General features: G+C 48.8%; 23 protein-coding genes. 12 read left to right on the top strand and 11 right to left on the bottom strand.

What is annotated here, in order from left to right:
• Positions 1-39: 39 nt before the first annotated feature.
• Together ZMTM_RS13050 and ZMTM_RS13045 are read right to left on the bottom strand one after the other, a co-directional pair.
• On the bottom strand, positions 40-2,361 hold the full coding sequence (locus tag ZMTM_RS13050) for a heavy metal translocating P-type ATPase (protein WP_221765732.1): 2,322 nt from the start codon (positions 2,359-2,361) through the stop codon (positions 40-42).
• A 115-nt stretch (positions 2,362-2,476) separates the two neighbouring features.
• The gene (locus ZMTM_RS13045) at positions 2,477-2,656 is read right to left on the bottom strand and encodes a hypothetical protein (protein ID WP_221764259.1); all 180 of its coding nucleotides are present in this window, start codon (positions 2,654-2,656) and stop codon (positions 2,477-2,479) included.
• 225 nt (positions 2,657-2,881) lie between these two features.
• On the opposite strand from ZMTM_RS13045, the gene ZMTM_RS13040 reads away from it, so the two are divergent.
• Positions 2,882-3,169, top strand: a complete 288-nt coding sequence (locus ZMTM_RS13040) for a DUF5666 domain-containing protein (protein ID WP_221764258.1) — start codon at positions 2,882-2,884, stop codon at positions 3,167-3,169.
• 59 nt (positions 3,170-3,228) lie between these two features.
• On the opposite strand, the gene ZMTM_RS13035 is transcribed toward ZMTM_RS13040, so the two are convergent.
• The 4 genes from ZMTM_RS13035 to ZMTM_RS13020 form a co-directional block, all read right to left on the bottom strand.
• Positions 3,229-4,089, bottom strand: coding sequence for a transglutaminase family protein (locus tag ZMTM_RS13035; RefSeq protein WP_221764257.1), 861 nt, complete (start codon positions 4,087-4,089; stop codon positions 3,229-3,231).
• A 21-nt stretch (positions 4,090-4,110) separates the two neighbouring features.
• Positions 4,111-4,908 carry a transglutaminase domain-containing protein gene (locus ZMTM_RS13030; protein WP_221764256.1) on the bottom strand — a complete coding sequence of 266 codons (798 nt, stop codon included), beginning with the start codon at positions 4,906-4,908 and terminating at the stop codon, positions 4,111-4,113.
• Positions 4,909-4,964: 56 nt separating this feature from the next.
• On the bottom strand, positions 4,965-5,522 hold the full coding sequence (locus ZMTM_RS13025) for a YaeQ family protein (RefSeq protein WP_221764255.1): 558 nt from the start codon (positions 5,520-5,522) through the stop codon (positions 4,965-4,967).
• Between the two features lie 66 nt (positions 5,523-5,588).
• Positions 5,589-7,817, bottom strand: coding sequence for a primosomal protein N' (locus tag ZMTM_RS13020; RefSeq protein WP_221764254.1), 2,229 nt, complete (start codon positions 7,815-7,817; stop codon positions 5,589-5,591).
• Between the two features lie 86 nt (positions 7,818-7,903).
• Between ZMTM_RS13020 and argS the strand changes: the two genes are divergently transcribed.
• The 8 genes from argS to ZMTM_RS12980 all read left to right on the top strand — a co-directional run bounded on the left by argS (position 7,904) and on the right by ZMTM_RS12980 (position 15,462).
• Positions 7,904-9,562 carry an arginine--tRNA ligase gene (gene argS, locus ZMTM_RS13015; RefSeq protein WP_221764253.1) on the top strand — a complete coding sequence of 553 codons (1,659 nt, stop codon included), beginning with the start codon at positions 7,904-7,906 and terminating at the stop codon, positions 9,560-9,562.
• A gap of 47 nt (positions 9,563-9,609) precedes the next feature.
• Positions 9,610-10,242 carry an SPOR domain-containing protein gene (locus ZMTM_RS13010; protein WP_221764252.1) on the top strand — a complete coding sequence of 211 codons (633 nt, stop codon included), beginning with the start codon at positions 9,610-9,612 and terminating at the stop codon, positions 10,240-10,242.
• A gap of 97 nt (positions 10,243-10,339) precedes the next feature.
• Positions 10,340-10,987 (top strand): thiol:disulfide interchange protein DsbA/DsbL, encoded by a 648-nt coding sequence (locus ZMTM_RS13005; RefSeq protein ID WP_318840509.1) that lies wholly within the window; start codon positions 10,340-10,342, stop codon positions 10,985-10,987.
• 30 nt (positions 10,988-11,017) lie between these two features.
• Complete coding sequence (locus tag ZMTM_RS13000) at positions 11,018-11,839, top strand: SDR family oxidoreductase (RefSeq protein ID WP_221764251.1); 822 nt, start codon at positions 11,018-11,020, stop codon at positions 11,837-11,839.
• A 50-nt stretch (positions 11,840-11,889) separates the two neighbouring features.
• Positions 11,890-12,516 carry a paraquat-inducible protein A gene (locus ZMTM_RS12995; RefSeq protein ID WP_221764250.1) on the top strand — a complete coding sequence of 209 codons (627 nt, stop codon included), beginning with the start codon at positions 11,890-11,892 and terminating at the stop codon, positions 12,514-12,516.
• Positions 12,516-13,160 carry a paraquat-inducible protein A gene (locus ZMTM_RS12990; protein WP_221764249.1) on the top strand — a complete coding sequence of 215 codons (645 nt, stop codon included), beginning with the start codon at positions 12,516-12,518 and terminating at the stop codon, positions 13,158-13,160. Before ZMTM_RS12995 ends, ZMTM_RS12990 begins: the two co-directional genes overlap by 1 nt.
• A 20-nt stretch (positions 13,161-13,180) precedes the next feature.
• Entirely contained in the window at positions 13,181-14,806 is a 1,626-nt protein-coding gene (locus ZMTM_RS12985) for a PqiB family protein (protein WP_221764248.1), read from the top strand.
• Positions 14,807-14,835: 29 nt separating this feature from the next.
• Positions 14,836-15,462, top strand: a complete 627-nt coding sequence (locus tag ZMTM_RS12980; RefSeq protein WP_221764247.1) for a PqiC family protein — start codon at positions 14,836-14,838, stop codon at positions 15,460-15,462.
• Positions 15,463-15,543: 81 nt separating this feature from the next.
• On the opposite strand, the gene ettA is transcribed toward ZMTM_RS12980, so the two are convergent.
• From ettA to glmU, 4 genes are all read right to left on the bottom strand, one after another.
• Complete coding sequence (ettA, locus tag ZMTM_RS12975) at positions 15,544-17,208, bottom strand: energy-dependent translational throttle protein EttA (protein WP_221764246.1); 1,665 nt, start codon at positions 17,206-17,208, stop codon at positions 15,544-15,546.
• 139 nt (positions 17,209-17,347) lie between these two features.
• A complete protein-coding gene (locus ZMTM_RS12970; RefSeq protein ID WP_225907155.1) occupies positions 17,348-17,809 on the bottom strand; it encodes a c-type cytochrome in 462 nt (153 codons plus the stop codon).
• A gap of 126 nt (positions 17,810-17,935) precedes the next feature.
• A complete protein-coding gene (glmS, locus tag ZMTM_RS12965; protein WP_221764244.1) occupies positions 17,936-19,765 on the bottom strand; it encodes a glutamine--fructose-6-phosphate transaminase (isomerizing) in 1,830 nt (609 codons plus the stop codon).
• Between the two features lie 51 nt (positions 19,766-19,816).
• Entirely contained in the window at positions 19,817-21,193 is a 1,377-nt protein-coding gene (glmU, locus tag ZMTM_RS12960; protein ID WP_221764243.1) for a bifunctional UDP-N-acetylglucosamine diphosphorylase/glucosamine-1-phosphate N-acetyltransferase GlmU, read from the bottom strand.
• A 384-nt stretch (positions 21,194-21,577) separates the two neighbouring features.
• Here glmU and rlmF point away from each other — a divergent pair, with 384 nt between their 5' ends.
• From rlmF to ZMTM_RS12945, 3 genes are read left to right on the top strand one after another with little or no spacing between them, the layout of a single operon-like run.
• Positions 21,578-22,591 (top strand): 23S rRNA (adenine(1618)-N(6))-methyltransferase RlmF, encoded by a 1,014-nt coding sequence (gene rlmF, locus ZMTM_RS12955; RefSeq protein WP_221764242.1) that lies wholly within the window; start codon positions 21,578-21,580, stop codon positions 22,589-22,591.
• Positions 22,592-22,645: 54 nt separating this feature from the next.
• Positions 22,646-22,978, top strand: coding sequence for a YnfA family protein (locus tag ZMTM_RS12950; protein WP_221764241.1), 333 nt, complete (start codon positions 22,646-22,648; stop codon positions 22,976-22,978).
• A gap of 35 nt (positions 22,979-23,013) precedes the next feature.
• On the top strand, positions 23,014-23,955 hold the full coding sequence (locus ZMTM_RS12945) for a sensor domain-containing diguanylate cyclase (protein ID WP_221764240.1): 942 nt from the start codon (positions 23,014-23,016) through the stop codon (positions 23,953-23,955).
• A 3-nt stretch (positions 23,956-23,958) separates the two neighbouring features.
• On the opposite strand, the gene ZMTM_RS12940 is transcribed toward ZMTM_RS12945, so the two are convergent.
• Positions 23,959-25,608 carry a tetratricopeptide repeat protein gene (locus ZMTM_RS12940; protein ID WP_225907040.1) on the bottom strand — a complete coding sequence of 550 codons (1,650 nt, stop codon included), beginning with the start codon at positions 25,606-25,608 and terminating at the stop codon, positions 23,959-23,961.
• Between the last annotated feature and the right edge of the window lie 109 nt (positions 25,609-25,717).

Here is a 25,717-nt window from a genome sequence, read left to right as displayed (position 1 = left end):
CGCAATGTATGTTCGCTATCACACATAAGCAAGCAAGGCTTATTTCGAACTTGATGATCTTAACCGCAAGGCATTTGAAATAACAGATACTGAGCTCAGGCTCATGGCAATAGCGGCGATCATGGGGGATAACAACCACCCCGTGAATGGGAATAGAAGGCCAGCAGCCAGTGGCACACCGAGAGAGTTGTAGATGAAAGCAAAGCCCAGATTCTGCTTCATATTTGCGATGGTTTCCTGAGAAATAATTCTGGCTTGGGCAATGCCCCGCAGATCGCCTTTCACTAAAGTCACCTCAGCGCTATTCATGGCGACATCGGTGCCAGTGCCCATTGCTACGCCAACATCTGCTTTGGCTAGCGCAGGCGCATCATTAATGCCGTCTCCAGCCATGGCGACGATACGGCCTTCACTTTGTAATTTATCTACTAGTGCGAGTTTGTCGGCGGGTTTCACTTCGCCATAGACTTCAGTGATGCCCAGCTTTGCAGCGACTGCTTGTGCCGTGGTCAGGCCATCACCCGTCGCCATGATCACGCGAATGTTGGATGCCTTGAGGCTGGCCAGGGCTTCTAAGGTGCTAGCCTTGATGGGGTCGGATACTGACAACAAGCCAGCCAATTGGCTATTGACGGCAAGGTACATCACACTCGCGCCTTGGGTGCGCAGCGCTTCGGCTTGCGACTTGAGCGCATCGACGGATACACCCAACTGGGTCATTAATGCGGTATTGCCGAGTGCCAGCTGCTTGACGCCCACGCTGCCTCTAACACCGATGCCAGTGATGGACTCAAATCCCTCGGCCTTATCAAGCACAAGTCCACGTTCACGTGCCGCACTGACAATAGCATCGGCTAATGGATGCTCGCTACCTTGATCTAGGCTAGCGGCAAGGCGCAATAAATCTTCTTCACTATTGTTTGAAACTGCTATGGCACGATCGAATCTCGGCTTGCCTTCTGTGAGCGTGCCAGTCTTATCTACAATCAATGTATCAACCTTGCGAAAATTCTCAATTGCAGCAGCGTCGCGAAATAGTATGCCTTGCGTCGCTGCTTTGCCCGTGGCAACCATGATGGACATAGGTGTTGCCAAGCCCAGTGCGCAAGGGCAAGCGATAATGAGTACGGCAACAGCATTGATCAAACCATAGACCCAGCTCGGTTCTGGCCCAAATAACCCCCAGGCGATGAATGTCAGTAAAGCGATACTGACTACAGTGACAACGAAGTAGCCAGCGACCTGATCAGCCATGCGCTGCATTGGCGCTTTGGAGCGCTGTGCCTGCACGACCATTTGTACGATGCTTGCCAATACGGTCTGTGAGCCAACATGCTCGGAACGCATGACCAATGCGCCGTTGGTATTCAGGGTCGCGCCTATCAGTTTGTCACCTATGCGCTTGGTGACAGGCAGGGGTTCGCCAGTCAGCATGGATTCATCCACCGCACTACCGCCCTCAATTACTACGCCATCCACAGGCACCTTTTCTCCAGGGCGCACACGCAGGCTATCACCCACATGAACGTAGGTTAGCGGAATATCTTCTTCAGAGCCATCGCTATTGATGCGGCGTGCAGTCTTTGGGGCAAGGCCAAGCAATGACTTGATGGCCGCTGATGTTTGCGAACGGGCTTTTAGTTCGAGAATCTGCCCCAGTAGCGTTAACGAAATAATGAATGCTGCCGCTTCAAAATAGACTGATACCCGCCCCATGGAAATAAATGACGCAGGGAACAGGCTGGGAGCGACTGTGGCAAACACACTGTAAATAAAGGCGGCAGAGGTTCCTAGCCCTATGAGTGTCCACATATTGGGGCTACGATGGCGCACCGATTGCACAGCCCTCTCGAAAAACGGCCAGCCGGCCCAGAAGATAATTGGGGTTGTAAGCACAAGCTCAATCCAGCTCTGGGTACCCATGGCGAACCATTCCAACTGATGACCAGCCATTGCGAGGACAAATACGATAAGGGTCAAAGGTAGCGTATAGATAAATCTACGCTTGAAGTCCAACAGTTCTGGGTTCTCCCCATCATCCAGCGCAGGCATTTCTGGCTCCAGTGCCATACCGCATTTAGGGCAGGCTCCAGGCTTATTCTCTCGTATCTCCGGATGCATGGGGCAAGTGTAGATAGTGCCAGCGATTACTGGCTCGTTGCCTTCGTGTTTGGCGATACTCGAGGCTGGTACTTGAGTAAGGTACTTAGTTGGATTGGCCGCGAACTTTGCTTTACAGCCAGCGCTACAGAAATATACGGACGTGCCCTCATGCTGCAATACATGCGGTGATTGTTCAGTCACCTTCATTCCGCATACTGGGTCTTTCAGTAATGCGGCCTCGGCTGTAGCAGTCGCCATTGATGGATGGGCGCTGCAGCATGCGTGTGTATCGCTGGGTTCAGTTTTGTTCATAGCACTCCGACCTTTTTTGGGAATGGTCAATGCTCAGCATGCATCAAATGAAGAGATTCTACTAGTCAAGCAATCTATACGTAATGGCTACAAAAATGAACGTCATTAAAGCTATCAGGCAAACTGTTAAGAATATTTCAAGCGTCAATCCATCTTTCCACCCAGTATTGCCATGGTTAGCGTTAACTTCATTGTTGTGTAAATGCACTTCAAAATCAGATGAAACGTTAGTCTTAGGCATGATTAACTCCTGTTAAAAGAATCCATCACCCCACTTTAAAGAGAACTGCAAGCCACTATGTTGATGTATATCAACGTTGACTGCATTTGGTGGAAAGTGCTGCTGAACCATATATAAATACTGATTTGTTAACGGTCTTGTCCTACATCAAGACTGGCAACAGTCCTATAAACCCGCATAGATAGTGTACTTAGACTAGAGTTTCTAATTGAAAAGGAGATTGCTATGAATCATTCATCATCACTATTAAAGGCGTTCGCTGCAGGCGCAGGCTTATTACTGTTGAGCAGTACTGCGTTTGCCAGTGAAGAATTTTACGGTCGTGTAGAAAGTCGCCCAGTTGAAAATGCGGGTATCTGGACGATCAGTGGCCAACAGGTTGAAGTGACGGATAAAACTAAAATCGAGCTGGATAATGGCCCTCTAGTAGTCGGGTCTTGTGCGGAAGTAGAGCATAAGAAAGGCGTAGTAAAAGAAATTGAAAGTGCCAAACCCAAGAAATGTGAGAAGTAAATAAAAGACAATTTAACTTAACAAAAAAGCGGCATGAGCCGCTTTTTTGTTGTCTGAAATCAGTGGTTCAGCAAATTCACCTGCACATCCACTATTAGCTTAGGCATTACAGCTGGACCAATAAAACTCCCAGATACTGGTGGCACGGCTTCAGGGTTGCGGGCAACGGCGACGGCAATATGATGTATGCCAGTGACTTGTCCAGCGGTAGGGTCAAAACCTTTCCAACCTGTCCCCGGTAAATAAACTTCTGCCCAGGCGTGCGTGGTGGCGTTGCCAGCTTCGGTCGCTGGCGCATGCAGATAACCGCTCACAAAGCGGCTGGCCAAGCCTAGGCAACGACAGGCTTCAATAAATAGGGTGGCGTAGTCGCGACAAGAGCCGCTGCCATTGTTGATGGTTTGGGCAGGGGTTTGTACGCCCGCTTCTTCCCGTATCTGGTAGCGAAACTGGCGGTTAATGGCTTGGTTCAAGCTTGTTAGCAGCGCAAAGGTAGTCAAGCTACCGTTACGCAAACCGAGTTGTACCAGCCAATTATTCACTGTGTTTTGATCGTTAGTAAATACGGGTTGCTGAAAAGCCGCGAGATCGGCCCAGTCGGCTTCTGGGTAAGCGAATGGGTAATTTACAGCGTAATCTTCAATCAAGAAGTCCAATGGTGCTTCTTCATAATGCTGAATCACTACTTCGCTGGCGATAGTGAGCTTGTTCGTCGGTTGCAGAAAAGTGACAGCCGCCAGCGAGTTATCAAACACATCGCGATACCATTTTATTTTATAAGCGGGCGTGATGTTGAGAATGGAAGATTCAATGCGCAGGTCATGCCCTTCGCGCGGGCGTAGCAACAAATAATGCTGTTGCAACGTGACTTCCGCAGGGAAAGAATATTCAGTGAGGTGCTTGATTCTTAGGCGTTTCACGGTGGTATTTGATTCGCTAGATCAGGCTGGTGCAGTTGCCAACTGAGTTACCCGCACTTGCATCAGCTCAGGATATAGCGCTGGACCAAACTGATTGAAGATGGCGACATCAGCAGCGTCGTGGCCATAAGCAACAGTAACGCGACCACCTTTTGGTTCGGACTGGGTCGGGTCAAACGTATACCATTTGCCATTCACATAGGCTTCAAACCAGGCGTGGAAATCCATCGGTTGCAGCTCATGCAAGAAGCCAACGACCATGCGCGCTGGTATGCATAAGCCACGGCAAAGCGCGATACCTAAATGCGCAAGTTCGCGACAGACACCTTCTCGTTGTTGGTTCACTTCCACAGCAGAAAGCTGGAAGTGCGCAGAGTCAGGGTTGAAACGAATATTCTCGCGTATCCATTTCTCAATGGCAGCCACTTGGTCGTAGCCAGGTAGAACATCTGCAACGATTTCTTGCCCAAGATCAATGAATTTATCCGACTCGCAATAACGTGATGGCAGCAGATATGTCAGCACAGCATCTGGCAGATTCTGCACATCTTCAAATGGTGCGCCAGACGCGGTATCAATGCCATCCGCCGTCAGAATATCTGCCGAGGTGCTGATGGAAAACTCGCCCACAGGCGCGATGAGGCGCTGGCAAAGATTGCCGTAAGTGTCGGTATATTCCACCACAGGCACGCTGGGTTTTAGCGTATAAGACTCGCGCGCCACCCATTGATGCACACCGCTGCGCGGCCGCAACATCAAGGTAAATGCGGTGGGGATGCTGACATTAAAAGTGATATCACATTCAGTACGTAGCCACATTGCTCTATCCTATGTGTATCAATAAAACCCATTTTAGCCTGCTTTAAAGCCGCAGCTTAGTAGTATTTGTCTGACATCGCTTTTAGCACGACAGCGTCTATGGTGACCGAGGTTTTATCATCCATCAGCCACACTTGCCCTTCCTGGATATTGCACTGCAACTGCATATTTTTCTGCGCTAGTGCGGCCATCGCACGCGTACTTTCTTGTGGCAGATTGATGATAGTGAGATTTTTCAAGCGCTCAAACTGGCTGCTGTTCTGTGCAAACCACATATCTACAGCACGGCCGCCATAGCAATACACAATCACTTTGTTGGCGCGGCCGCACGCTTTGCGTATCAATTTTTCATCTGGCAGACCAACATCAATCCACAACTCTATGACGCCAGTGAGGTCTTTTTGCCATAGATCCGCTTCATCATCTGCGGTCATACCTTGGCCAAACTCCAGATATTCATGCGCATGTAAGGCAAACGCAAGCAAACGCACCATCATCCGCTCGTCAGTTTCTGAAGGATGTTGCGAGAGTGTGAGCGCATGCTCCTGGTAATAATGGCGTTCCATATCTGCGATTTGCAGATTGGCTTTGAACACGGTTGCTTTAATGGCCATAAGTTTCTTAGTAGTGTAGGTGTGAATGAATAAATAAAGGATTAAGGCTTGCTTAGAATTCTCGCTTTAAAATTCCAGCGGATCGACATCCACCGCCCAGCGTATTTTGTTCGCTAGGGGGTGTTCCCGCAATTGCGGTACTAACTGTCGCAGCAGGTTTTGCATGGCATTGCGTTGGGTTGCCTGCATGAGCAATTGCCCGCGTTCCATGCCTTTCAGTTTTTCCATCTGCGGCCGCAAAGGGTGATAGATCATCACTTCTTCAGTCAGCGTTCTTGCCAGCTCGCTAGCATCGGTGAGGAATTGTTGAACAGGCGAAAATTGGTTGGCCTCTGCCCGTAATAATGCCATGTAGGCATAGGGCGGAAATTGCGTCATTTCGCGTTCTTGCAATAGGCTCTGCGCGTAGGCTGCATAATCCTGCTCACGCAGTGCATTGAAAAGATTATGTTCGGGAAAGCTGGTTTGTATCAGTACTTCACCCGGCTTATCAGCGCGTCCAGCGCGTCCAGCAACTTGCATGAGCTGGGCAAAAAGACGCTCAGCGGCACGGAAATCAGGGCTAAACAGTGCGCTATCCGTATCAATCACACCGACCAGCGTGAGGTTGGGGAAGTCGTGGCCTTTGGCCAGCATTTGCGTGCCGACCAGAATATCCACCTCGTCAGCATGCACAGAAGCCAGCATGTCGGTGAGCGCATGCTTACGTCGTGTGCTGTCTCTATCCACCCTCAGAATGCGCGCTTCGGGCATCAGCTTTGCTAGTGTTTCTTCCAGCCTTTGCGTGCCGTGACCTGTCGGGTGCAGGTCAGCATTACCGCAACTCGGGCACTGGCGTACGATTTTTTGCTCGTGCCCGCAATGGTGACAACGTAGCCTGCCTTGACGCAGGTGCACGACTAACCTACTGCTACATCTCATACATGGCGCTATCCAGTGGCAGGCGCTGCACAGCAATACAGGCGAGTAGCCGCGGCGGTTGATGAACAGCAGGCTTTGTTCGCCGCGCGCTAATCGTTCTTTCATGGCAGTGACCAGCGCTGGTGATAAACCATCGTGCATTTCTGTACGCGTGGTATCTATGCAACGAATCAGCGGCAGTTGCGCTTTGGAAACGGCACGTTCGTTGAGCGTGAGATGACCATACTTATTAGTTTGTGCGTTATGCCAGGTTTCCAGCGCGGGCGTTGCAGAGCCTAGAATAATGGGTATTTTTCGGCGATGTGCCCTGACCAAGGCCACATCGCGTGCATGGTAGCGCATGCCATCCTGCTGTTTGTAAGAGCCGTCGTGCTCTTCATCCACAATAATCACGCGAATATCTGGCAGTGGCGCAAACACTGAAAGTCGCGTGCCGATGACAATACGCGCAGCACCAGATTGCGCCAATCGCCAGTTTTGTAAACGTTCACTCTCGCTCAGGTTGCTGTGTAGGCTGACGAGTGGGAAATTTGGTAGACGGCTGCGAAAGCGCGATTCCAGTTGCGGTGTCAGGTTGATTTCTGGCACGAGCACCAAGGCTTGGCCTGTATTGTTGGCTAATATGCTCTGCAAAATCTGCATATAGACTTCGGTTTTTCCACTGCCCGTAATGCCATGCAACAGCCAGGGTTTGAAGCCTTGTACTTGCGCCGTAATCGCTTGTACCGCCTGGGTTTGTTCTGCATTCAATTCAGGCGCTGGCACAGCTGAAAATGATGACTTTTTGATGCCAGCCAATACTTGCTGCGCTTGCACCCATCCAGCTTCAATAAAGCCTTGCAAGGGTTTTCGCCATCCCGCGGAGACTTCACTTAAAGCTATTTCGTCGAGTGCACCATGCTCAGGCAAGGCAGAAAAAACACGTCGTTGCAGTAATTTACGCGCAGGCAGGTTATCAATAGTTTGCACTTTTCCTGCATCGGTCAGTGAATAGAGATATTGCTTACGCGATACCGCAGGTTTGGTTTGCCGCAGCCGCACTGGCAAGGCTGAAAGCAGCGCCTGCCCATAAGGATATTGGTAGTAGTCAGCGCAAAACTTCAGTAAAGCGAAGGTTTCATAATCCAACGGGGTTTCGTCAGAAAAAGCCGAAATAATAGGTTTGAGTTTCTCAATCGGAAAATCGCTCGTATTTGACTTGGCAACCACCACGCCGACTTGCTTGCGTGGCCCAAACGGCACCACCACACGCTGGCCAATGTCCACGGAAAAACCGCCATCCAGATAATCGAATAGCCTGTCTAACGGCACATCTAGCGCAACCCTTAAAATATGGGCGGGTGAAATATAGGAATGTGTAGCGGGTGAAGTCATCAAAACTGCTGTCGAATAGGGTTATGAGCCTTAGCGGCCTATGGGTTAGAATATCGTTTTTGTTATATCACGATTGCATCATTCTCTTGAAAGCACATCTTACAGAATTACTTACTCAGGCTGCAAAAAGCCTTGAGTTACCGCCTACCGATTTAGCCATTCAGCTTGAACGCCCGAAGACTGCCCAGCACGGTGATTTTTCCACCAATCTCGCCATGATGCTGGCTAAACCGCTGCGCCAGAATCCGCGTGCAATTGCTGAAAAACTCATTCAAGCCTTGCCTGAATCAGCATTGGTTGAAAAAGTGGAAATCGCAGGTGCGGGCTTCATCAATTTCTTTTTAAGTGTGCAGGCCAAAAGCACGGTTGTTGCTGAAATTCAGCAGCAAGGCGACAAGTTTGGCCACAACAATGCTGGTATAGGCCGTAAAGTACAAGTCGAGTTCGTGTCAGCCAACCCGACAGGTCCGTTGCACGTTGGCCATGGCCGTGGTGCCGCGGTAGGTGATTGTCTGGCGCGTTTATTAGCTGCTAGCGGCTGGAATGTCACGCGCGAATTTTACTACAACGATGCTGGCGTACAGATCGATAACCTGACCAAATCAGTCCAAGCGCGCTGCCAAGGTTTGACTCCAGACGATGCAGGTTGGCCAGAAGACGGCTACCGTGGCGACTACATTGCAGACGTAGCAAACGCTTACTTGGCCAAGCAAACGGTGACAGCGGATGACATAGCAGTTACTGCGGCTGGCGATGCAAATGATAGCGAATCTATCCGCCGTTTTGCTGTTGCATATCTTCGGCATGAGCAAGACCTGGATTTGCGTGCATTTCAGATCAAGTTTGGTGTGTTTTCGCTTGAATCCGCGCTTTATTCTTCAGGCAAGGTTGAGCAAACCGTGCAAAGCCTTGTTGCTAGTGGCCATACCTATGAACAAGACGGTGCTCTATGGCTGAAAACAACAGATTTCGGTGACGACAAAGATCGCGTGATGCGCAAGACCGATGGTGGTTACACCTATTTTGTGCCGGATATTGCCTATCATTTGGACAAATGGCAGCGCGGTTTTGAGCGCGTAATCAATGAGCAGGGCGCTGATCACCACAGCACCATCACTCGAGTTCGTGCTGGTTTGCAGGCGCTAGATATGGCGATTCCGCAAGGCTGGCCGGATTATGTGCTGCACCAGATGGTCACAGTGATGCGCGGTGGCGAAGAAGTGAAGTTATCCAAGCGTGCTGGCAGTTACGTTACCCTGCGCGACCTGATTGATGAAGTTGGCTGCGATGCCACACGTTACTTCCTTGCCGCTCGTCGGGCCGATTCACAATTGATATTCGATATTGATCTTGCTCGCGCACAAACTAACGATAATCCTGTGTATTACATCCAATATGCGCATGCCAGAATTTGCAGTGTATTGAATCAATGGGGTGGTGATGTTGCGACTTTGGCTAATGCCGATTTAGCTCCGCTCAATACCGCACATGAGGCTGCATTGATGCAGCGCCTAGGTGAATTCCCTGAAGTGGTAGAGACTTCAGCAGCAGAACTGTCGCCGCACAGCGTTGCCAATTATCTGAAAGATTTAGCCAGCGATTTGCATAGCTATTACAATGCGCAACAGTTTCTGGTGGATGATGAAGTCACCAAATTGGCACGTTTGGCGTTAGTGAGTGCCACGCAGCAAGTATTAAAGAATGGCCTGGATCTGCTTGGCGTGAGTGCGCCAAAGGCGATGTAATCGTTAATTCGTCATTATTAAAAGTAAGTATTTAAAGAGGAATCACCGTGAGCCGAGACTATAAACCCAGCGCACCGAGAAGTAGCAAGGCGAGCAGTAAGGGCAACCCGTTTTTTACTGGTTTACTCGTTGGCTTGTTGCTGGGGGTTGGTATTTCTGTCGCTGTGGCGTTGCTGGTAAAAGGTAGCAATAGCCCGTTTGTGGCTAAGGTCACTCCCGGTGCAACGCCTGACCTGACGCTAGAAAAACCTGACACAAGTGCCCTGCCTAAAGAAACTAATAACGGCGCTGGCAACTCCAACAATGGCACTGATAACCCAGATAAGCCGCGTTTTGATTTCTATACGATTCTGCCAGGCAGCGAGACCAAAGTTACCGAACAGCAAATCAAGCAAAAAGAAGCTCAAGACGCGACTGGTCAGATTAAGGAAAGTTATTTCTTGCAGGTAGGCGCTTTTGCTACCGAACAAGAGGCAGACAACCTGAAGGCTAAGTTGGCGCTGCTAGGCATGGAGGCAATTGTGCAAACGGTGACCATTCCTGATAAAGGCGTGATGCATCGTGTGCGAGTGGGGCCGCTGGCTGATCTGGATCAAATCAACAAATCACGCACAGAGTTAAGCAAGAATGGTTTTAATACCGACCTGATTAAGGTTCAAAGCAGTACGCCTAACCAGTAATAGTAAGCGCCATGTCGGCAATAGTACGTCTGACGCGTTGTAATTCAAGTAAGTGTTATTTTGATCAACATTTGACATAAGAAACTAAGGATAAGAAATGATGAAAAAACTTCTCGCGGCCTGCTTGCTGTTGCTCACAAGCCAATTATTGGCAACAAATGCGATGGCTGAACCGCAATCTGGTGTTGAATACAGCCCTGTTCTACAGCTTGTTCCTACCGATGACACCAAGCGCATCGAAGTCACAGAAATCTTTTGGTATGGTTGCCCACATTGCTACGACTTTGAACCTATCGTTTCTGCGTGGGTAAAGAAATTCCCACCAAATGTGTATTTCAAGCGTGTACCAGGTGTGCCGCGCCCTGACTGGGTACCGATGGCTAAAGCCTATTACACGTTGGATGCCCTGAATCTCGTGGATAAGCTGCATGTGCCTTTGTTTGATGCGATTCATAAAACCCGCGAGCTCAAGCCAGCTGATGAAGTTGGTGTCATCGACTGGATTACCAAACAATCGGGTCTTGATCGTAAACGCGTAGAAGACACCTATCGTTCATTCTCAATCAACACCAAAGTCATGAACGCCATGCAAGTGTTCCGCGCAACAGGCGCAACAGGCGTGCCGACCTTGCTGATTGATGGTAAATATATTTCTTCAGCTACCATGGCAGGCGGTAATGATGCTTTCATCAAAACTGCTGATTACCTGATTGCCAAGGCCAAGCAAGAAAAAGGCATCAAGTAAGCTAGTTTAAAAAACACTAGTTATTAGCTGATGGCTAATCACCAATTTAAACCCGCTGTGAATGTTGAGAAAAACTCAGCACCACAGCGGGTTTTTATTACTGGCGCATCCAGTGGTATCGGCTTGGCACTGGCGCGGCATTATGCAAAAGCAGGCGCGCAGCTGGGTTTGGTAGCGCGCAGAGCCGAACTGTTAATCGAACTGGCAGGCGAGCTAGGTGCAAACTGTGAAGTCTATACAGTCGATGTGCGTGATGCAGAATCGCTAGCCAAGGCAGCACAACAATTCATTCAGCAATTTGGTGTACCTGACATCGTCATTGCCAATGCAGGGGTTAGCCGTGGCACATTGACCGAACACCAGCAAGACATTCCTGCATTCAAGGCCGTGTTTGAGATCAACGTATTGGGCATGGTGCATACCTTTCACCCCTTTATTGCTGCTATGCGCGATGCTGGCAAAGGCCAATTGGTTGGGATTGCCAGTGTGGCAGGCATTCGCGGCTTACCGGGTGCGGGGGCTTATAGCTCATCCAAAGCTGCTGTGATCAGTTACCTTGAAAGCCTGCGCGTAGAAATGGCGCCGCATGGGATTGCAGTTACTACCATTGCGCCAGGCTACATCCGTACGCCGATGACCGATATTAATGCTTACAACATGCCATTTTTGATGGATGTCGATATTGCTGCCAGCAAATTCGCATTAGCAATCCAGCTTAAACGGCGCTTTGTAGTGATTCCTTGGCAGATGGGCATGATGGCGAGATTGATGCGATTTATACCTCCTATCGTGTGGGATTGGGCGATGAAAAGCGCACCTCATAAAGAACGGACTAATTGGGATTGGTTGTAATATAGGTGGCAATCATGAGAAAACTCACCCAACTGAACGCCAGATAACGCATGCATGAAGTCGCCGAGCTGATTGCCTGCGAAGATTGTGATGCCGTTTATCGCAAGCTGACCTTAACGAATGGCGAGATCGCCCGTTGCACACGTTGTGGCGCAGAGCTTGATCGCAATGCGGACCGTCGGCGTGAACATCTTTTACCGCTTACCATGGCTAGCTTCATCATGTTTGTGCTTGCCAATACCTTTCCTATCGTAGAAATGGAGCTGCAAGGCTTGCGCAGCGAGACTACCCTGATAGGTGCGGTGTTATCGCTCAGCACAGAAGGCACCTCGCTAGTAGCGCTGTTGGTGCTGGCAACAACGATCCTATTTCCACTCATGCAGATGATGATCCTGTTTTATTTGCTGACGCCAGCGCCCCATTCAAAAGGGCGTGCAGGTTTTAGTTTACTCGTGCGCTTGATGCAGACTTTGCGCCCTTGGGGTATGGTGGAAGTGTTTATGCTGGGCGTGTTGGTGGCGCTGATCAAATTATCGAATATGGCGACCATTATTCCGGGTATCGCTTTATGGGCATTTTGTGTGTTGACGGTACTGCTCACCGTTGTAGTCTCTTTTAACCCGCGCTATCTGTGGCAGTTTGAAGAGTCTGAAGCCATTGAACAGGGCGTTCATTGATGCAGGATGTGGCCACTGTTAAAACAGCCCACAGCCTTGGCATGATGGCCTGCCATCAATGTGGCAAACTATGGAAAAATGTACGGCATCATGACCACTGCGGTCATTGCAATGCAATGCTACATGCTCGTAAGCCAGATAGCATTAACCGAACTTGGGCTTTACTGATTGCAGCAGGCATCATGTATTTACCCGCTAACCTGATGCCCGTGATAATCACCAGGACTTTGCTAGATACGCATCAAGATACTATTCTGAGTGGCGTGATATTTTTCTGGGTTTCGGATGAATGGGGCTTGGCAGCGATAGTGTTTATTGCGAGTTTCTTAGTACCTTTACTCAAGTTGGTGTCATTAACTTTGCTGGTTGTCATGGCACAAAAAAAGAGTCGCTGGCGTCAGTTGGAACGTGCCAAGCTTTATCGTATGGTTGAGATCATTGGACGCTGGTCTATGCTAGATGTATTTGTAGTATCGCTATTAGTAGGCTTGGTACAGATTCAAGGGTTTGCCAAAATTACCGCAGGCGTTGGTATCGTGGCTTTTGGAGCGGTGGTCGTGCTTACCATGCTGGCTTCGCTGAGCTTTGACCCTCGCCTGACATGGGATACAGATGAGCAGAGCACTGTTAACAACGATGTGTAAAAGAGAATCGAAAGAACAGAATGAGCGAAGATAATATAAGCCCTGCAGCAGCCGATTTACCCAGCCCTAAGCGCGAGCAGCAGCGCAACTGGTTGCCCTCGCTGGTCTGGATTGTTCCTATTATTGCTGCGCTGGTTGGTATTACGCTGGTTGTTAAAGTGCTGGTTAATCGCGGGCCAGTCATAACCATCTCATTCCGCACTGCTGAGGGGCTTGAAGCGGGTAATACCAAGGTTAAATATAAAGATGTGGATATTGGGGAAGTGCAGGAAATCACCTTAAGTGAAGACCGTTCGCAAGTATTGGTAAAAGTGCAATTAGCCAAAACAGCCCAAAGTTTTACAGCAGATGATACCCACTTCTGGGTGGTGCGCCCGCGATTAGGGGCATCAGGAATCACTGGGCTTGGTACTTTGCTCTCGGGCGCCTATATAGCAGCAGACGCAGGAACTTCAGAGGAAACCACGAAAGAATTCTCTGGTTTAGAAGTGCAGCCTATTGTTACGCGAGATGCTTCAGGCAAGCAATTTGTGCTGCATGCCAGCGACCTTGGTTCGCTTGATATAGGCTCACCAGTATTTTATCGCCGCATCAAAGTGGGTCAGGTAGCCGCTTATGATCTTGATGAAGATGGCAAAGGCGTGAGCTTGCGCATATTCATTGATAAGCCCTATGACAAATATGTCGGCATGAATACACGGTTCTGGCATGCCAGCGGGTTTGATGTGCAAGTTGATTCGAGTGGTTTTAAGCTCAATACGCAATCGCTTGCTACCGTGATTTTAGGTGGCCTTGCATTCCAGTCAGTGGATGATGAGCCTGGTCCTGTTGCTAAAGAAAATACCACCTTTCTACTCGCACAAGATCAAAACCAGGCATTTAGAGAGGCCGATGGTGCATCACAAACCATGGTGCTCTACTTTAAACAATCTGTACGTGGCCTGACGCCTGGCGCTGCCGTGGATTTTCGTGGTGTTGTGTTAGGCGAAGTTAAATCAGTCGGTGTTCAATACGACCCTGAACACCATGAATTTGAAATGCCAGTGGTCATTGAGATTTATCCTGAAAGGCTAGGGCGAAAGTTTGTTGAGAATGAACGTAAATCCTCTGAGAGTATGCAACAGCGCGTGCAGCTTATGGTGAGCCGTGGCTTGCGTGCGCAATTGCGCACGGGTAGTTTGCTGACGGGCAAGCTCTATGTTGCGGTTGATTTCTTCCCTCAAGCGCCTAAAGTTGTCATCGGCTCAGGCCTGCCAATTGAATTACCCACTATCCCAAATAGCCTAGACGAACTGCAAACCCAAATATCCGCCATTGCAGGCAATCTGAGCAAAGTGCAATTTGAGCAGATTGGCCGTGATTTGCAGAAAACCCTGGCCACGATGAACAAGACACTTAGCAGCACTGAAGTGTTAGTGAAAAGCCTGAATAACGATGTTGCACCAGAAGTCACTGCAGCGATGAAAGATGTACGCAAAACCTTGAATAATGCAGATCGCACACTCTCTGAAGATGCGCCTTTGCAGCAAGACTTGCGTCAAACCCTGCAAGAGTTATCACGTGCCGCTGCTTCGCTTAAGGTATTGACGGACTATCTTGAGCAACATCCTGAATCACTGATTCGCGGTAAAACGCTGGATAAATAATCAGCAAAATTTGAAATAGGAAAAGCCCAATGAAATTTGTTAAATTGATGCTCACAAGTGTGGCTGCGATTGTCCTGCTGGCCAGTTGCGCTACTTCTGTGGCAACGCGCTTTTACACGCTCAGTACACCAGCTAAAAGTACGCAGCCAGCCGCTAAAACCACAGCAATCAGTATTGAGGTACTACCAGTCAGTGTGCCCGAGCGCCTTAAGCGTCCGCAGTTAGTCATCAGCACGCAAGGCACACAGCTGAAAATCCTTGAGCAAGATCGCTGGTCATCATCGTTTAATGATGAACTGCGTGATGTTTTTGCCAGTGGCATCGCTGCCCAAGTGGGTACTGTGGATGTCGCACGTGGCGGCCGAATTGCCAATCAACCGATATATCGCATCGCCATTACCTTGCGCCAACTTGATGCCGTACCAGGCGACAAGATTCAGGCTAATTTTGGCTGGACAATTACCCGTTTAGATACAGGTTCAGTGGTGAGTAAAGATGTGGTGATTTCTTGTCAATTAACCCTCACCAAACCAGTTAGCAACAGTATTGATGCCGTGGTGCAAGGTATGCAAGCAGCTGTGGCTGATGTTGTGACAGCGATTTCAGCGAATATTATTAGCTTGAATGGTAGTAATGCTGCGGAGTGTGGTGGCTAATTTGTAGAAACTATAAATGTCGTGTTTCAAATAAAAAGGCTAATTCATAGAGTTAGCCTTTTTGTATTTCTAGAACGTCAATTAACGCGCAATCGGCTTATAGCGAATACGCTTTGGTTTCGCCCCTTCTTCACCCAAACGTTTCTTCTTGTCGGCTTCATATTCCTGATAATTACCGTTGAAGAACGTCCAGTGTGATTCACCTTCTGCCGCCAGAATATGTGTAGCGATTCGATCAAGAAACCAGCGGTCATGGGAGATGACCAGCACGCAGCCCGCGAACTCCAGCAAGGCATCTTCCAACGCGCGTAGGGTTTCCACATCCAGGTCGTTTGAGGGCTCATCCAGCAACAGCACATTGCCGCCAGCAATCAGGGTTTTTGCTAGATGCAAGCGACCACGTTCACCGCCCGAGAGGTTGGCTACCGTTTTTTGCTGGTCGCCACCCTTGAAGTTGAAGCGACCAATGTAAGCACGCGATGGTGTTTCGTAACGGCCAACGGTGAGAATATCTGATCCACCTGATATTTCATCAAACACGGTTTTAGTGCCATCCAGTGAATCACGGCTTTGATCAACATAAGCCAGCTTGACCGTGCTGCCGATATTTACTTCGCCCGTATCTGGCTGCTCTTTGCCAGTGATTAGTTTAAATAACGTCGACTTACCTGCGCCGTTAGGGCCAATCACACCCACAATCGCGCCAGGCGGAATGCTGAAATTCAAGTCATCAATCAGCAGGCGGTCATTAAACGCTTTGCTCACACCCTTGAATTCAATGACCTGGTCGCCAAGCCGCTCGCCAGCAGGGATAAAGATTTCCTGGGTTTCGTTACGTTTTTGATATTCCGCGCTTGCCAGTTCTTCATAACGTGCAATACGCGCTTTGCTCTTGGCTTGGCGCGCCTTGGGGTTCTGCCGTACCCAGTCCAACTCGGTATTCAAGGCTTTTCGACGGGCAGATTCCTGTGATTCTTCCTGCTTCAGGCGTTCCTGCTTTTGATCCAGCCAACTGGAGTAGTTACCTTTCCAAGGAATGCCATGGCCGCGATCCAGTTCCAGTATCCATTCCGCCGCGTTATCGAGGAAATATCTATCGTGGGTAACCGCGACCACAGTGCCAGGGAAGCGCACAAGGTATTGTTCTAGCCATTCGACTGATTCAGCATCCAGATGGTTGGTTGGCTCATCCAGCAATAGCATATCTGGTTTGGAAAGCAGTAATTTGCACAAGGCCACGCGACGTTTTTCACCACCAGATAAAGGGCCAGTTTTGGCATCCCACGCTGGCAACCGTAGTGCATCAGCAGCGATTTCAAGCTGGTGTTCAATATCAGAGCCGCTGGCGGCAATGATGTTCTCGTACTTGGCTTGCTCATCGGCCAGTTTCTCAAAATCGGCATCAGGCTCCGCATACGCAGCATAGACTTCTTCCAACTTTTTCTTGGCTTCCATCACTTCGCCCATGGCAGATTCTACTTCTTCGCGCACGGTTTTTTCAGCATCCAGATGCGGCTCTTGCTCCAGATAGCCAATGGAAATATTAGGCTGGTGCTGCACTTCACCTTCAAACTCTTTGTCCGCGCCTGCCATGATCTTGAGCACGGTGGACTTGCCCGAGCCATTCAAACCCAGCAGGCCGATTTTGGCACCAGGGAAAAATGACAGTGAGATATCTTTAATAATTTGCCGTTTAGGCGGGACGATTTTGCTCACGCGGAGCATAGACATTACATATTGAGCCATGGAAAGCGCCGATTGATTTAAAGCCAGAAGCTTACTTCAACGACCAGATTTTGGGTATCTGTTTAAATGTAGGTTTATAAAAAAACATCGGGCGTACTAGGCGCCCGATGTTTGATTTTTAACTAATACCTAGAAAGTATTAATTCCCTGTAGTCGTACCTTTGCTTCTCACCCAAGCGATGACTTTTAATACATCGTCAGGGCTTAAGCCATTGTCTGGGTCGCTAGGATCCATCAAGCCTTTGCCTTTTGCGCCCATACCGCCGTTAGTACCGTGCCAGATAGTTTCAAACATACCTTTGTTGGTAGCATCTTTAGCATAGTGAAAGTCAGGGCCGTGCAAGCTAGGGCCTACTTGACCTTGTGCGTCTGCACCATGGCACTGCGTACATGAGTACAGCTGAAAAATCTTGTTGCCACGCTTGATTGCAGCGTCATCACCAACGTATGGATTTTTACCCGTAGCCAAAAATTCCTTGGCTTGTGGTGTATCAAATTGATCTGGAGCAATTGCAAGTGGTGCGCCACTTTGCGTATCGACCAGGCTAATCGGGCCATCAGCAAAAGCGTTTGTAGTACATACACCAAGTATCAATGTCATTAAAAAAGCAGATTTCATCAAGTTAGTCATCACAGCACCCGTTCATAGAAAATTAAAAATATTCAAAGCTCAATTTCGACCATATTATATTGTAACAATTCATTAACGTATAATTTACGTTTTGGATTACTCAACAGTGACAGATTTCGCTAAATTTCTTGGTTTATCTACATCTGTACCTTTTAAAAGCGCGGCATGATAAGCCAAAAGCTGTACTGGTATGGTGTGCAGTATAGGCGAGAGTATGCCTACATGGCGAGGAGTGCGAATCACATGCACCCCTTCGCTCTCGGTAAAATGGCTGTCAGCATCGGCAAATACAAACAATTCACCGCCCCGGGCACGCACTTCTTGCATATTCGACTTCACTTTCTCTAGCAAAGTATCGTTCGGCGCAATCACCACAACAGGCATATCTTCATCCACCAAAGCCAGTGGGCCATGCTTGAGTTCGCCCGCTGGGTAGGCCTCAGCGTGAATATAGGAAATTTCTTTTAGCTTAAGTGCGCCTTCCAGTGCAATTGGGTAATGCATGCCACGGCCTAAGAATAATGCATGATGTTTATGGGCAAAGGCTTTTGCCCATTCACGGATTTGCGGCTCCAGATTTAGTGCATGTTGAATACTACCTGGTAGATGGCGTAGCTCACCCAGATAGGTCTGCTCTTGCACAGGGCTGAGCAAAGCACGTTGCTTTGCTAGAGTGACAGCCAAAGTGAATAGGGCAATCAATTGTGTGGTGAAAGCTTTGGTTGAAGCTACACCAATCTCAGCACCAGCGCGCGTATACAGTACAAGCTTGGATGCGCGCGGAATCGCACTCTCTTGTACATTACAAATGGCTAGCGTAAGCGTTTGGCCTAGTGATTTTGCATGTTTCAATGCTTCCATCGTATCCAGTGTTTCGCCAGATTGTGAAATGGTCACAATCAGTTGTTTTGGATTCGGCACGGATTTGCGATAACGATATTCGCTGGCAATTTCCACATTCACCGGGATCTCGGCTAAGCTTTCCAACCAATATTTGGCGGTCAAGCCAGCATAATAGCTGGTACCAGCAGCGAGTATCAGAACACTATCTACCTGGTCAAAAACAGCCTCGGCGCCATCACCAAACAAGGCAGGGCTAAAGCGGTTGTCATCAATAATGGCTTCTATCGTATCTGTCACTGCACGAGGTTGCTCGTGGATTTCTTTTTGCATGAAGTGTGAGTAAGGGCCTAGCTCCATAGAAGCCAGTGATACATCACTTTTATGTACTTGGCGGGTGGCGACCAGTCCATCACGGTCAAATATAGTCACGCCCTCGCGCTTTATCTCAGCCACATCGCCGTCTTCGAGATAAATCACGTTGCGGGTGACAGAAAGTACTGCCGATACGTCTGACGCAATGAAGTTTTCACCTTCACCCAAGCCAATCAGCAAAGGGCAACCCAAGCGCGCACAGACCATGTAATCAGGCGTTTTGACTGAAATGACGCTAATGGCAAAAGCGCCCGTGAGTTCGGCCACTGCACTTTTAACTGCGGCGAGTAGATCTTTGCCTTGCGCAGTGTAATAGTGAATCAGGTGGGCGATGACTTCAGTATCGGTTTGTGATTCAAACACATAACCCAGTAATTTTAGGCGAGTACGTTGTTCATCATGGTTTTCGATAATGCCATTATGCACCACGGCAATATCGCCGCGAGAAACATGCGGGTGCGCGTTGGATTCAGTCACGCCACCATGGGTGGCCCAGCGTGTATGGCCGATGCCGACTTGCCCAGTGAGGTGTTCAGCATTGGCTTTATTCTGCATCTCGGCCACACGACCAACAGCGCGCACGCGCTTAATTGTGCCATCGAGCACTGCTACACCAGCGGAATCATATCCGCGGTATTCAAGACGGCTCAAGCCTTCAATCAAGATGGGCACTACATTACGGGAGGCAACTGCGCCTACGATTCCACACATAAATACTCTCTATTTCAATAAAAACAAATTGGGTGATATGTCTTGAGTTGATTACTTCTTAACAGGCCGTTTCCATCCAGGCACTGTGACTTGTCTGCCGCGCGATACAGTTAATTCGCCCGCTGGTGCATCTTTGCTAATGGTCGAGCCTGCGCCTATGGTGGCGTTTGCGCCTATAGTCACGGGCGCAATTAATTGTGCATCAGAGCCGATAAATGCATTATCGCCAATCACGGTGCGCGATTTATTCACGCCATCGTAATTGCAGGTGATAACGCCAGCGCCAATATTCACGTTCTTGCCCACGGTTGTGTCACCAACATAGCTCAAGTGATTCACCTTGCTACCTGTATCAATCTGACTATTTTTAATCTCAACAAAGTTGCCGATATGCGCTGCTGTATTCAATTCTGTACCTGGGCGTATGCGGGCATAAGGGCCAATGCGGCAGTCGTTAGCGATAGTCGCTTGGTCTATATGCGAGAACGGCGCGACGATTGTATTTGCGCCAATCGATGCATCTTTAATCACGCAATAAGCACCGATTTTAACACCGTCTGCCAGCGTCACTTCGCCTTCAAAAATACAGCCAACATCAATCTCAACGTCTTGCCCTGTGGTCAGTGAACCACGTATATCCAGCCGTGCTGGGTCGTGCAGTGTGACGCCACCTTGCAGTAGTTTTTGCGCAAGACGTGTTTGATACACACGCTCAACGGCGGCTAAATCCAGCTTGGAGTTAATGCCAGTCACTTGCCATTCATCATCACAAACTTCAGCATTAATCGCCACGCAATCATTTGCAGCCATGGCTACGATGTCAGTTAAATAGTATTCGCGTTGGGCGTTGTTGTTATCAAGCCGTGTCAGCCAGTTTTTCAGATGGGTATTGGCCACTGCGATAATGCCGCTGTTCACTTCTTTAATGGCACGCTCGGCCTCAGTAGCATCTTTTTCTTCCACAATGCGCTGCGGCAGGCATTGTTCGTTACGCACAATACGACCATAACCTTTAGGTTCTGGTTTGATCACCGTGAGTAAAGCAAGCTGTTGATGTGCGGCTTCTATCAGTGATTTGCAACGGTCGGCACTCACCAAGGGCACATCGCCCAGTAAAATTAGTGTGGTCGCGTCAGTATCTAGATAAGGAACAGTTTGTTGCACCGCATGCCCAGTACCCAACTGCTCAGTTTGTTTCACCCACGTGATATTTTTGCCAGCAAACGCTTGCGGCACCGCCTCGCCACCGTAGCCATACACCACAATGATCTTGCTGGGGTTCAGCGATTCTGCCGTGTTGATCACATGCGCCAGTAAGCTTGTGCCCGCTAGTTTGTGCAGAACTTTAGGCGTACTTGAGTGCATACGCGTGCCCTTGCCCGCAGCAAGAATCACGATATTAAGTGGGTAAGATGAAGAATCGGGCATGAATCAACTGTAGAAAATGCGGTTATACATAGGATATAGAATTAAACCATAAGTCAGCTAGGAGCGTTTGATTGTTAATAAGCATAAAGTTACATTACATTGCGTTCCATTTAGTTGGAGAAACCTAACAAGATGAAGAAACAAGACGAAATAAACATTTCATTCCAACATTTACAATCTTTTGTCTTTTTCAGGCAACAGGTAAAGTTGATATTCACAAACTACCATTCAAGTGGAACGCCTAACGGCGCCGGTAATTCAAAGATTGCGGTAATGTTGAGCCATGTATAAAACCATTAAGACCATAGTGCAGTCTAGCGGCCGCCCATTCAAGGTATGCGCATTGCAATTGCGCTTTAGTAACTGTTCGTCCCGATTGATTCAATGATAAACCAAGCAGTTTCTTTCAAAGGTCTGGCCAAAAAAACCGCCTTGCACTCTCGCAATAAGCATAATGGCCTTTACGATTTCGGTCAGCTGATGCTGGCTTCTCCGCAATTTGCAAAGTTTGTAAAGACGAATGCGTATGGCAATGCTTCAATAGATTTTGCCGATGCCGCCGCGGTTAAAGCGCTGAATGCTGCACTGCTGCATTGCTATTACGGCATCACGGCTTGGGATATTCCCGCAGATTACTTATGTCCGCCCATCCCGGGCCGGGCAGATTACCTGCATTATCTTGCAGACCTTCTGGCCGCTGGTAACGGTGATGTGATTCCAACAGGCCAACAAGTAAGGGTGCTGGATATTGGCGTGGGAGCAAATTGCATTTACCCGCTGATCGGCCAGCACGAATACGGCTGGCGGTTTGTGGGTGCTGAGATAGACCCAGTTGCATTTGCAAATGCGCAGCGCGTCGTGGATAGCAACGCGCTTTCCGAATCGATCAACCTACGCTTGCAACGATCTCCAGCTTTTATATTCAATGGAATCATCCAGCGTGACGAGCGTTTTGAAATAACCATGTGCAACCCGCCTTTTCATGCGTCGTCGGAGGAGGCCAATGCCGCTGCACGTCGAAAACTGCAGGGATTGGGTAAGAAGACCACGCAAGCCGCCAAACGAGATGCGCCGCCTGCGCTCAATTTTGGCGGGCAAGCCGCTGAGCTGTATTGCCTTGGCGGTGAATCGGCATTCGTTGCGCGCATGGTGATGGAAAGCAAACAGTTCGCGGCACAATGCTTGTGGTTCACTACGTTGGTGTCGAAGGCCACGACCTTGCCTGGCGTTTACTGCGAACTGAAAAAAGCAGGTGCGCTGCAAATCCGCACGATCGATATGGCTCAGGGGCAGAAAAAAAGCCGCATCGTTGTCTGGACTTTTCTCAATGCTAACCAGCACGCTATCTGGCGTACCCAGCACTGGCAGGGTATGGGTAGGGCGAATCAGCCCTTATAGTAAGATAGCGATTAGCTGTTTAGATCAATTATTAAAATTTCGGGATTAACATTGATGGAAATTGCAAAAATATTCGGTCTGTTCGTGCTCACTGCCATTGCAGAGATCGTTGGTTGTTATCTGCCTTATCTCTGGCTCAAGCAGGGCGGTTCGGCGTGGCTGCTTATTCCGTCAGCATTAAGTCTTGCCTTGTTCGCATGGTTACTTACGTTGCATCCGAGTGCTGCAGGCCGTATATATGCCGCTTATGGTGGTGTATATATTGGAGTTGCGATTATCTGGCTGTGGCTGGTTGAATCTATTAAACCCAGTGTGACTGACTGGGTAGGCGTTTTAGTTTGTTTTGTTGGTATGGCGATTATCATGTTTGGTGCTAAGCACGCCTAAGAATGTTTGAGCGATAGATGGAGTGAATGTAATTGATGTCAGAACTGAGTAGCAATTTGGATAACGATGCAGCGGTTTATAAAACTTTACTTGAATCTACTAAAGCTATCCCCTGGAAAATTGATTGGGCGACCATGCAGTTTGCTTACATCGGGCCCCAGATAGAAAAGTTACTCGGCTGGACGCCCGCAAGTTGGGTGAGTGCAGAAGACTGGGCTAACAGAATGCACCCGGAGGATAGGGAATGGGTGGTGAATTTCTGTGTATCGCAATCAAAAGCGGGTACTGACCATGAGGCGGATTACAGGGCGCTTACGAAAGATGGCGATTATGTCTGGATCCGCGATGTTGTCCATGTAGTCCGTAATGAAAGCGGCGAGGTTGAATCATTGGTTGGGTTTATGTTCGATATTAGCGAGCGTAAGAAAACTGAACAACAGCTAATCGCAATGCAAAAAGAACTGGAAGAGTTGTCATTTAAAGATAGCTTAACGGGTGTCGCTAATCGGCGTATGTTTGATTCCATCATGGAAGTTGAGTGGGCGAATGCGCGCCGCAATAACCAGCCGCTTTCGCTCATTTTGTTTGATATTGATTATTTCAAGCAGTACAACGACGAGTATGGCCACCTTCAGGGTGATGCTTGTTTAAGGCAAGTAGCCAAGGTATTGAGTCAGGCCGCGACCCGGCCACGCGATTTTTTTGCGCGTTTTGGTGGTGAGGAGTTCGTGCTGATATTGCCCGAGACCGATGAAGATTCTGCAAAAAAGGTAGCGGAGCGTTGCCGTAACCTGATTTTCAAGGCGCAGATCCCCCATGCAAAATCAGTAGTGAGCCAATTGCTGACTTTGAGTTTGGGAGTGGCGACCATCATCCCAACCCATCATGACGAGCCCGTCAGTTTTATTGATCTAACGGACAAGCGCCTTTATCAAGCCAAGCAAAAGGGTCGTAACTGCGTCGTTAACGGTAGTTAACTACTAAGCCATCGCTGGTTTTAGATCGAATGCGATGCAGATTCTTTCTTCATCCGAAGTAAAAGGTATCGTCCGATGAAATAAAGAGGATGGGAACAGTACGATGCCGCCTACCTCTGGCGTCACTGTTTTGCTAGGGAAGTTATTGTGCTTTTGCGGATATTGGTCGCCGTGCGTGCTGAACTCAATACTGCCTTCTTTTTGGTCTTGCTTATTCTTCGGTAAATTCAAATATACCGTGCCGCTGAGCCAGCCAGTTTCATGAATGTGCGAGTTCAAATGGCCGCCTTGGCGCATTTTTACATACCATGAGCTGCTGAACTCTAGCTCTTTCGGAAATGCCTTCATCAGCTCACAATCCTGGCCTGCGAATTGTTGTTGGTAACGAATAAACTCCTGTTTGATCAACGCACCAAGTGCTGCAAAGGATGCCTCTGGGCGTTTGAATAAATTGCCTGCGGATTGCAAACCGTGATGTAAGCGTGCCTGTTTACGTTCCGCGATTTCAGCGTTTTGTATGTCATTGAGTAAGTCTTTTAAAAGCTGGCTATCCACCGTCGCCAGAGATTCTATGCGGTTGTAATAGACGAAATCCAGTGGATTCTTGCAAAAATTATAGTGATCTTCTTCACCAAAGTTTGCAGCATAGTGGGCGGAGAGCGTGGCTAAGAACGGTGAGGTGTTTCGGTCTTTTAGCAGATATTGCAGCTTGTCTTTGAACTCGGCGTATTGCTCGGTTTTATAGAGACAATAGAGGATGCGTTCACGCCAGTCGGCCAGTTGTGACTTGGCATAATGTGGAATGGCTTCAGTAAGCCGGCCTGCCTCATAGAAAAATAGGGCCATGTTGTAGCTGGCTTGCGCATTGTTAGGGTCTAATTTGAGCGCTTGCTGATAATTGGCAATAGCCTCTTCCATCTTGCCTTGGTCACGCAAGGTTTCACCAAGATTGATATAGGCTTGGATATATTGCGGATTCAGCGCCAACGCTTTTTGGTAGCTGGCTACGGCTTCATCCAACTTTCCTTGGTCGCGCAATGCAGTACCCAGATTAAAATGACCGATGGCATCAGGGTGAATTTCTAGTGCTTTGCGGTAACAACTCACAGCCTCATCCAGCTTGCCCTGTCTTTGCACCACATTACCTAGATTGCCGTAGGCTTCAAAAAACCCCGGTTGTAATGCCACCGCTTTGCGGTAGCTTTGTGCTGCATCATCCAATTGGTCAAGTTGGCCAAGTACGATACCAAGATTATAGTGCCAGTCTGCCACATTACCTTTGATGCTCAAGGCTTTGCGATAGCTGGCAGCGGCTTCTGCCAGTTTGCCAGTCTGTTGTAACGCCATACCCAGATTGCAGTGGTTTTCGGCGGTATAAGGGTCAGCATTCACCAGTTTACCGAATGTATTGGTGGCAGCCTCAAACTTGCCCAAGCCTGCTTGTGATGAGCCAAGCACATTCAGAACAATCGGCGCGCGCGGGTATTTGTTCGACAAGTTGAGCGCCAGACTCTCGGCTTGCTGGATTTGGCCAGCATTGTAATAGCCGATCAAAGCCTGCACTTCATGCTGGCTAGGCTGGGCATTACCAGCAAACATCGCGCCGAATGGGCGCGCGCTTGGCTGTTTTGATATCTGCTGTGCTTTTTTCATGCTCTCTCCGTTCATCCGCTTGGCTGTTTATTTGCCAGTTTTTGTTAAGCTATCGCGGATGTTTCATGCTGCTATTGCGGCTCTTTATTGTGAGCCGTCTTTTATTCAT

This window comes from Methyloradius palustris, from assembly GCF_019703875.1.
GTDB classification, from domain to species: Bacteria; Pseudomonadota; Gammaproteobacteria; order Burkholderiales; family Methylophilaceae; genus Methyloradius; species Methyloradius palustris.
The sequence above is the reverse complement of the archived record's forward strand: the minus strand, read 5'-3'. Positions and strand labels throughout refer to the sequence as shown.

What these genes read in the sequence shown, in the direction of transcription:
- ZMTM_RS13050 (WP_221765732.1), bottom strand. Translation starts at nt 2,361, where the DNA reads ATGGCGACTGCTACAGCCGAGGCCGCATTACTGAAAGACCCAGTATGC.
- ZMTM_RS13045 (WP_221764259.1), bottom strand. Translation starts at nt 2,656, where the DNA reads ATGCCTAAGACTAACGTTTCATCTGATTTTGAAGTGCATTTACACAAC.
- ZMTM_RS13040 (WP_221764258.1), top strand. Translation starts at nt 2,882, where the DNA reads ATGAATCATTCATCATCACTATTAAAGGCGTTCGCTGCAGGCGCAGGC.
- ZMTM_RS13030 (WP_221764256.1), bottom strand. Translation starts at nt 4,908, where the DNA reads ATGTGGCTACGTACTGAATGTGATATCACTTTTAATGTCAGCATCCCC.
- ZMTM_RS13025 (WP_221764255.1), bottom strand. Translation starts at nt 5,522, where the DNA reads ATGGCCATTAAAGCAACCGTGTTCAAAGCCAATCTGCAAATCGCAGAT.
- ZMTM_RS13020 (WP_221764254.1), bottom strand. Translation starts at nt 7,817, where the DNA reads ATGACTTCACCCGCTACACATTCCTATATTTCACCCGCCCATATTTTA.
- ZMTM_RS13005 (WP_318840509.1), top strand. Translation starts at nt 10,340, where the DNA reads ATGATGAAAAAACTTCTCGCGGCCTGCTTGCTGTTGCTCACAAGCCAA.
- ZMTM_RS13000 (WP_221764251.1), top strand. Translation starts at nt 11,018, where the DNA reads ATGGCTAATCACCAATTTAAACCCGCTGTGAATGTTGAGAAAAACTCA.
- ZMTM_RS12995 (WP_221764250.1), top strand. Translation starts at nt 11,890, where the DNA reads ATGCATGAAGTCGCCGAGCTGATTGCCTGCGAAGATTGTGATGCCGTT.
- ZMTM_RS12990 (WP_221764249.1), top strand. Translation starts at nt 12,516, where the DNA reads ATGCAGGATGTGGCCACTGTTAAAACAGCCCACAGCCTTGGCATGATG.
- ZMTM_RS12985 (WP_221764248.1), top strand. Translation starts at nt 13,181, where the DNA reads ATGAGCGAAGATAATATAAGCCCTGCAGCAGCCGATTTACCCAGCCCT.
- ZMTM_RS12980 (WP_221764247.1), top strand. Translation starts at nt 14,836, where the DNA reads ATGAAATTTGTTAAATTGATGCTCACAAGTGTGGCTGCGATTGTCCTG.
- ettA (WP_221764246.1), bottom strand. Translation starts at nt 17,208, where the DNA reads ATGGCTCAATATGTAATGTCTATGCTCCGCGTGAGCAAAATCGTCCCG.
- ZMTM_RS12970 (WP_225907155.1), bottom strand. Translation starts at nt 17,809, where the DNA reads ATGACATTGATACTTGGTGTATGTACTACAAACGCTTTTGCTGATGGC.
- glmS (WP_221764244.1), bottom strand. Translation starts at nt 19,765, where the DNA reads ATGTGTGGAATCGTAGGCGCAGTTGCCTCCCGTAATGTAGTGCCCATC.
- glmU (WP_221764243.1), bottom strand. Translation starts at nt 21,193, where the DNA reads ATGCCCGATTCTTCATCTTACCCACTTAATATCGTGATTCTTGCTGCG.
- rlmF (WP_221764242.1), top strand. Translation starts at nt 21,578, where the DNA reads ATGATAAACCAAGCAGTTTCTTTCAAAGGTCTGGCCAAAAAAACCGCC.
- ZMTM_RS12950 (WP_221764241.1), top strand. Translation starts at nt 22,646, where the DNA reads ATGGAAATTGCAAAAATATTCGGTCTGTTCGTGCTCACTGCCATTGCA.
- ZMTM_RS12945 (WP_221764240.1), top strand. Translation starts at nt 23,014, where the DNA reads ATGTCAGAACTGAGTAGCAATTTGGATAACGATGCAGCGGTTTATAAA.
- ZMTM_RS12940 (WP_225907040.1), bottom strand. Translation starts at nt 25,608, where the DNA reads ATGAAAAAAGCACAGCAGATATCAAAACAGCCAAGCGCGCGCCCATTC.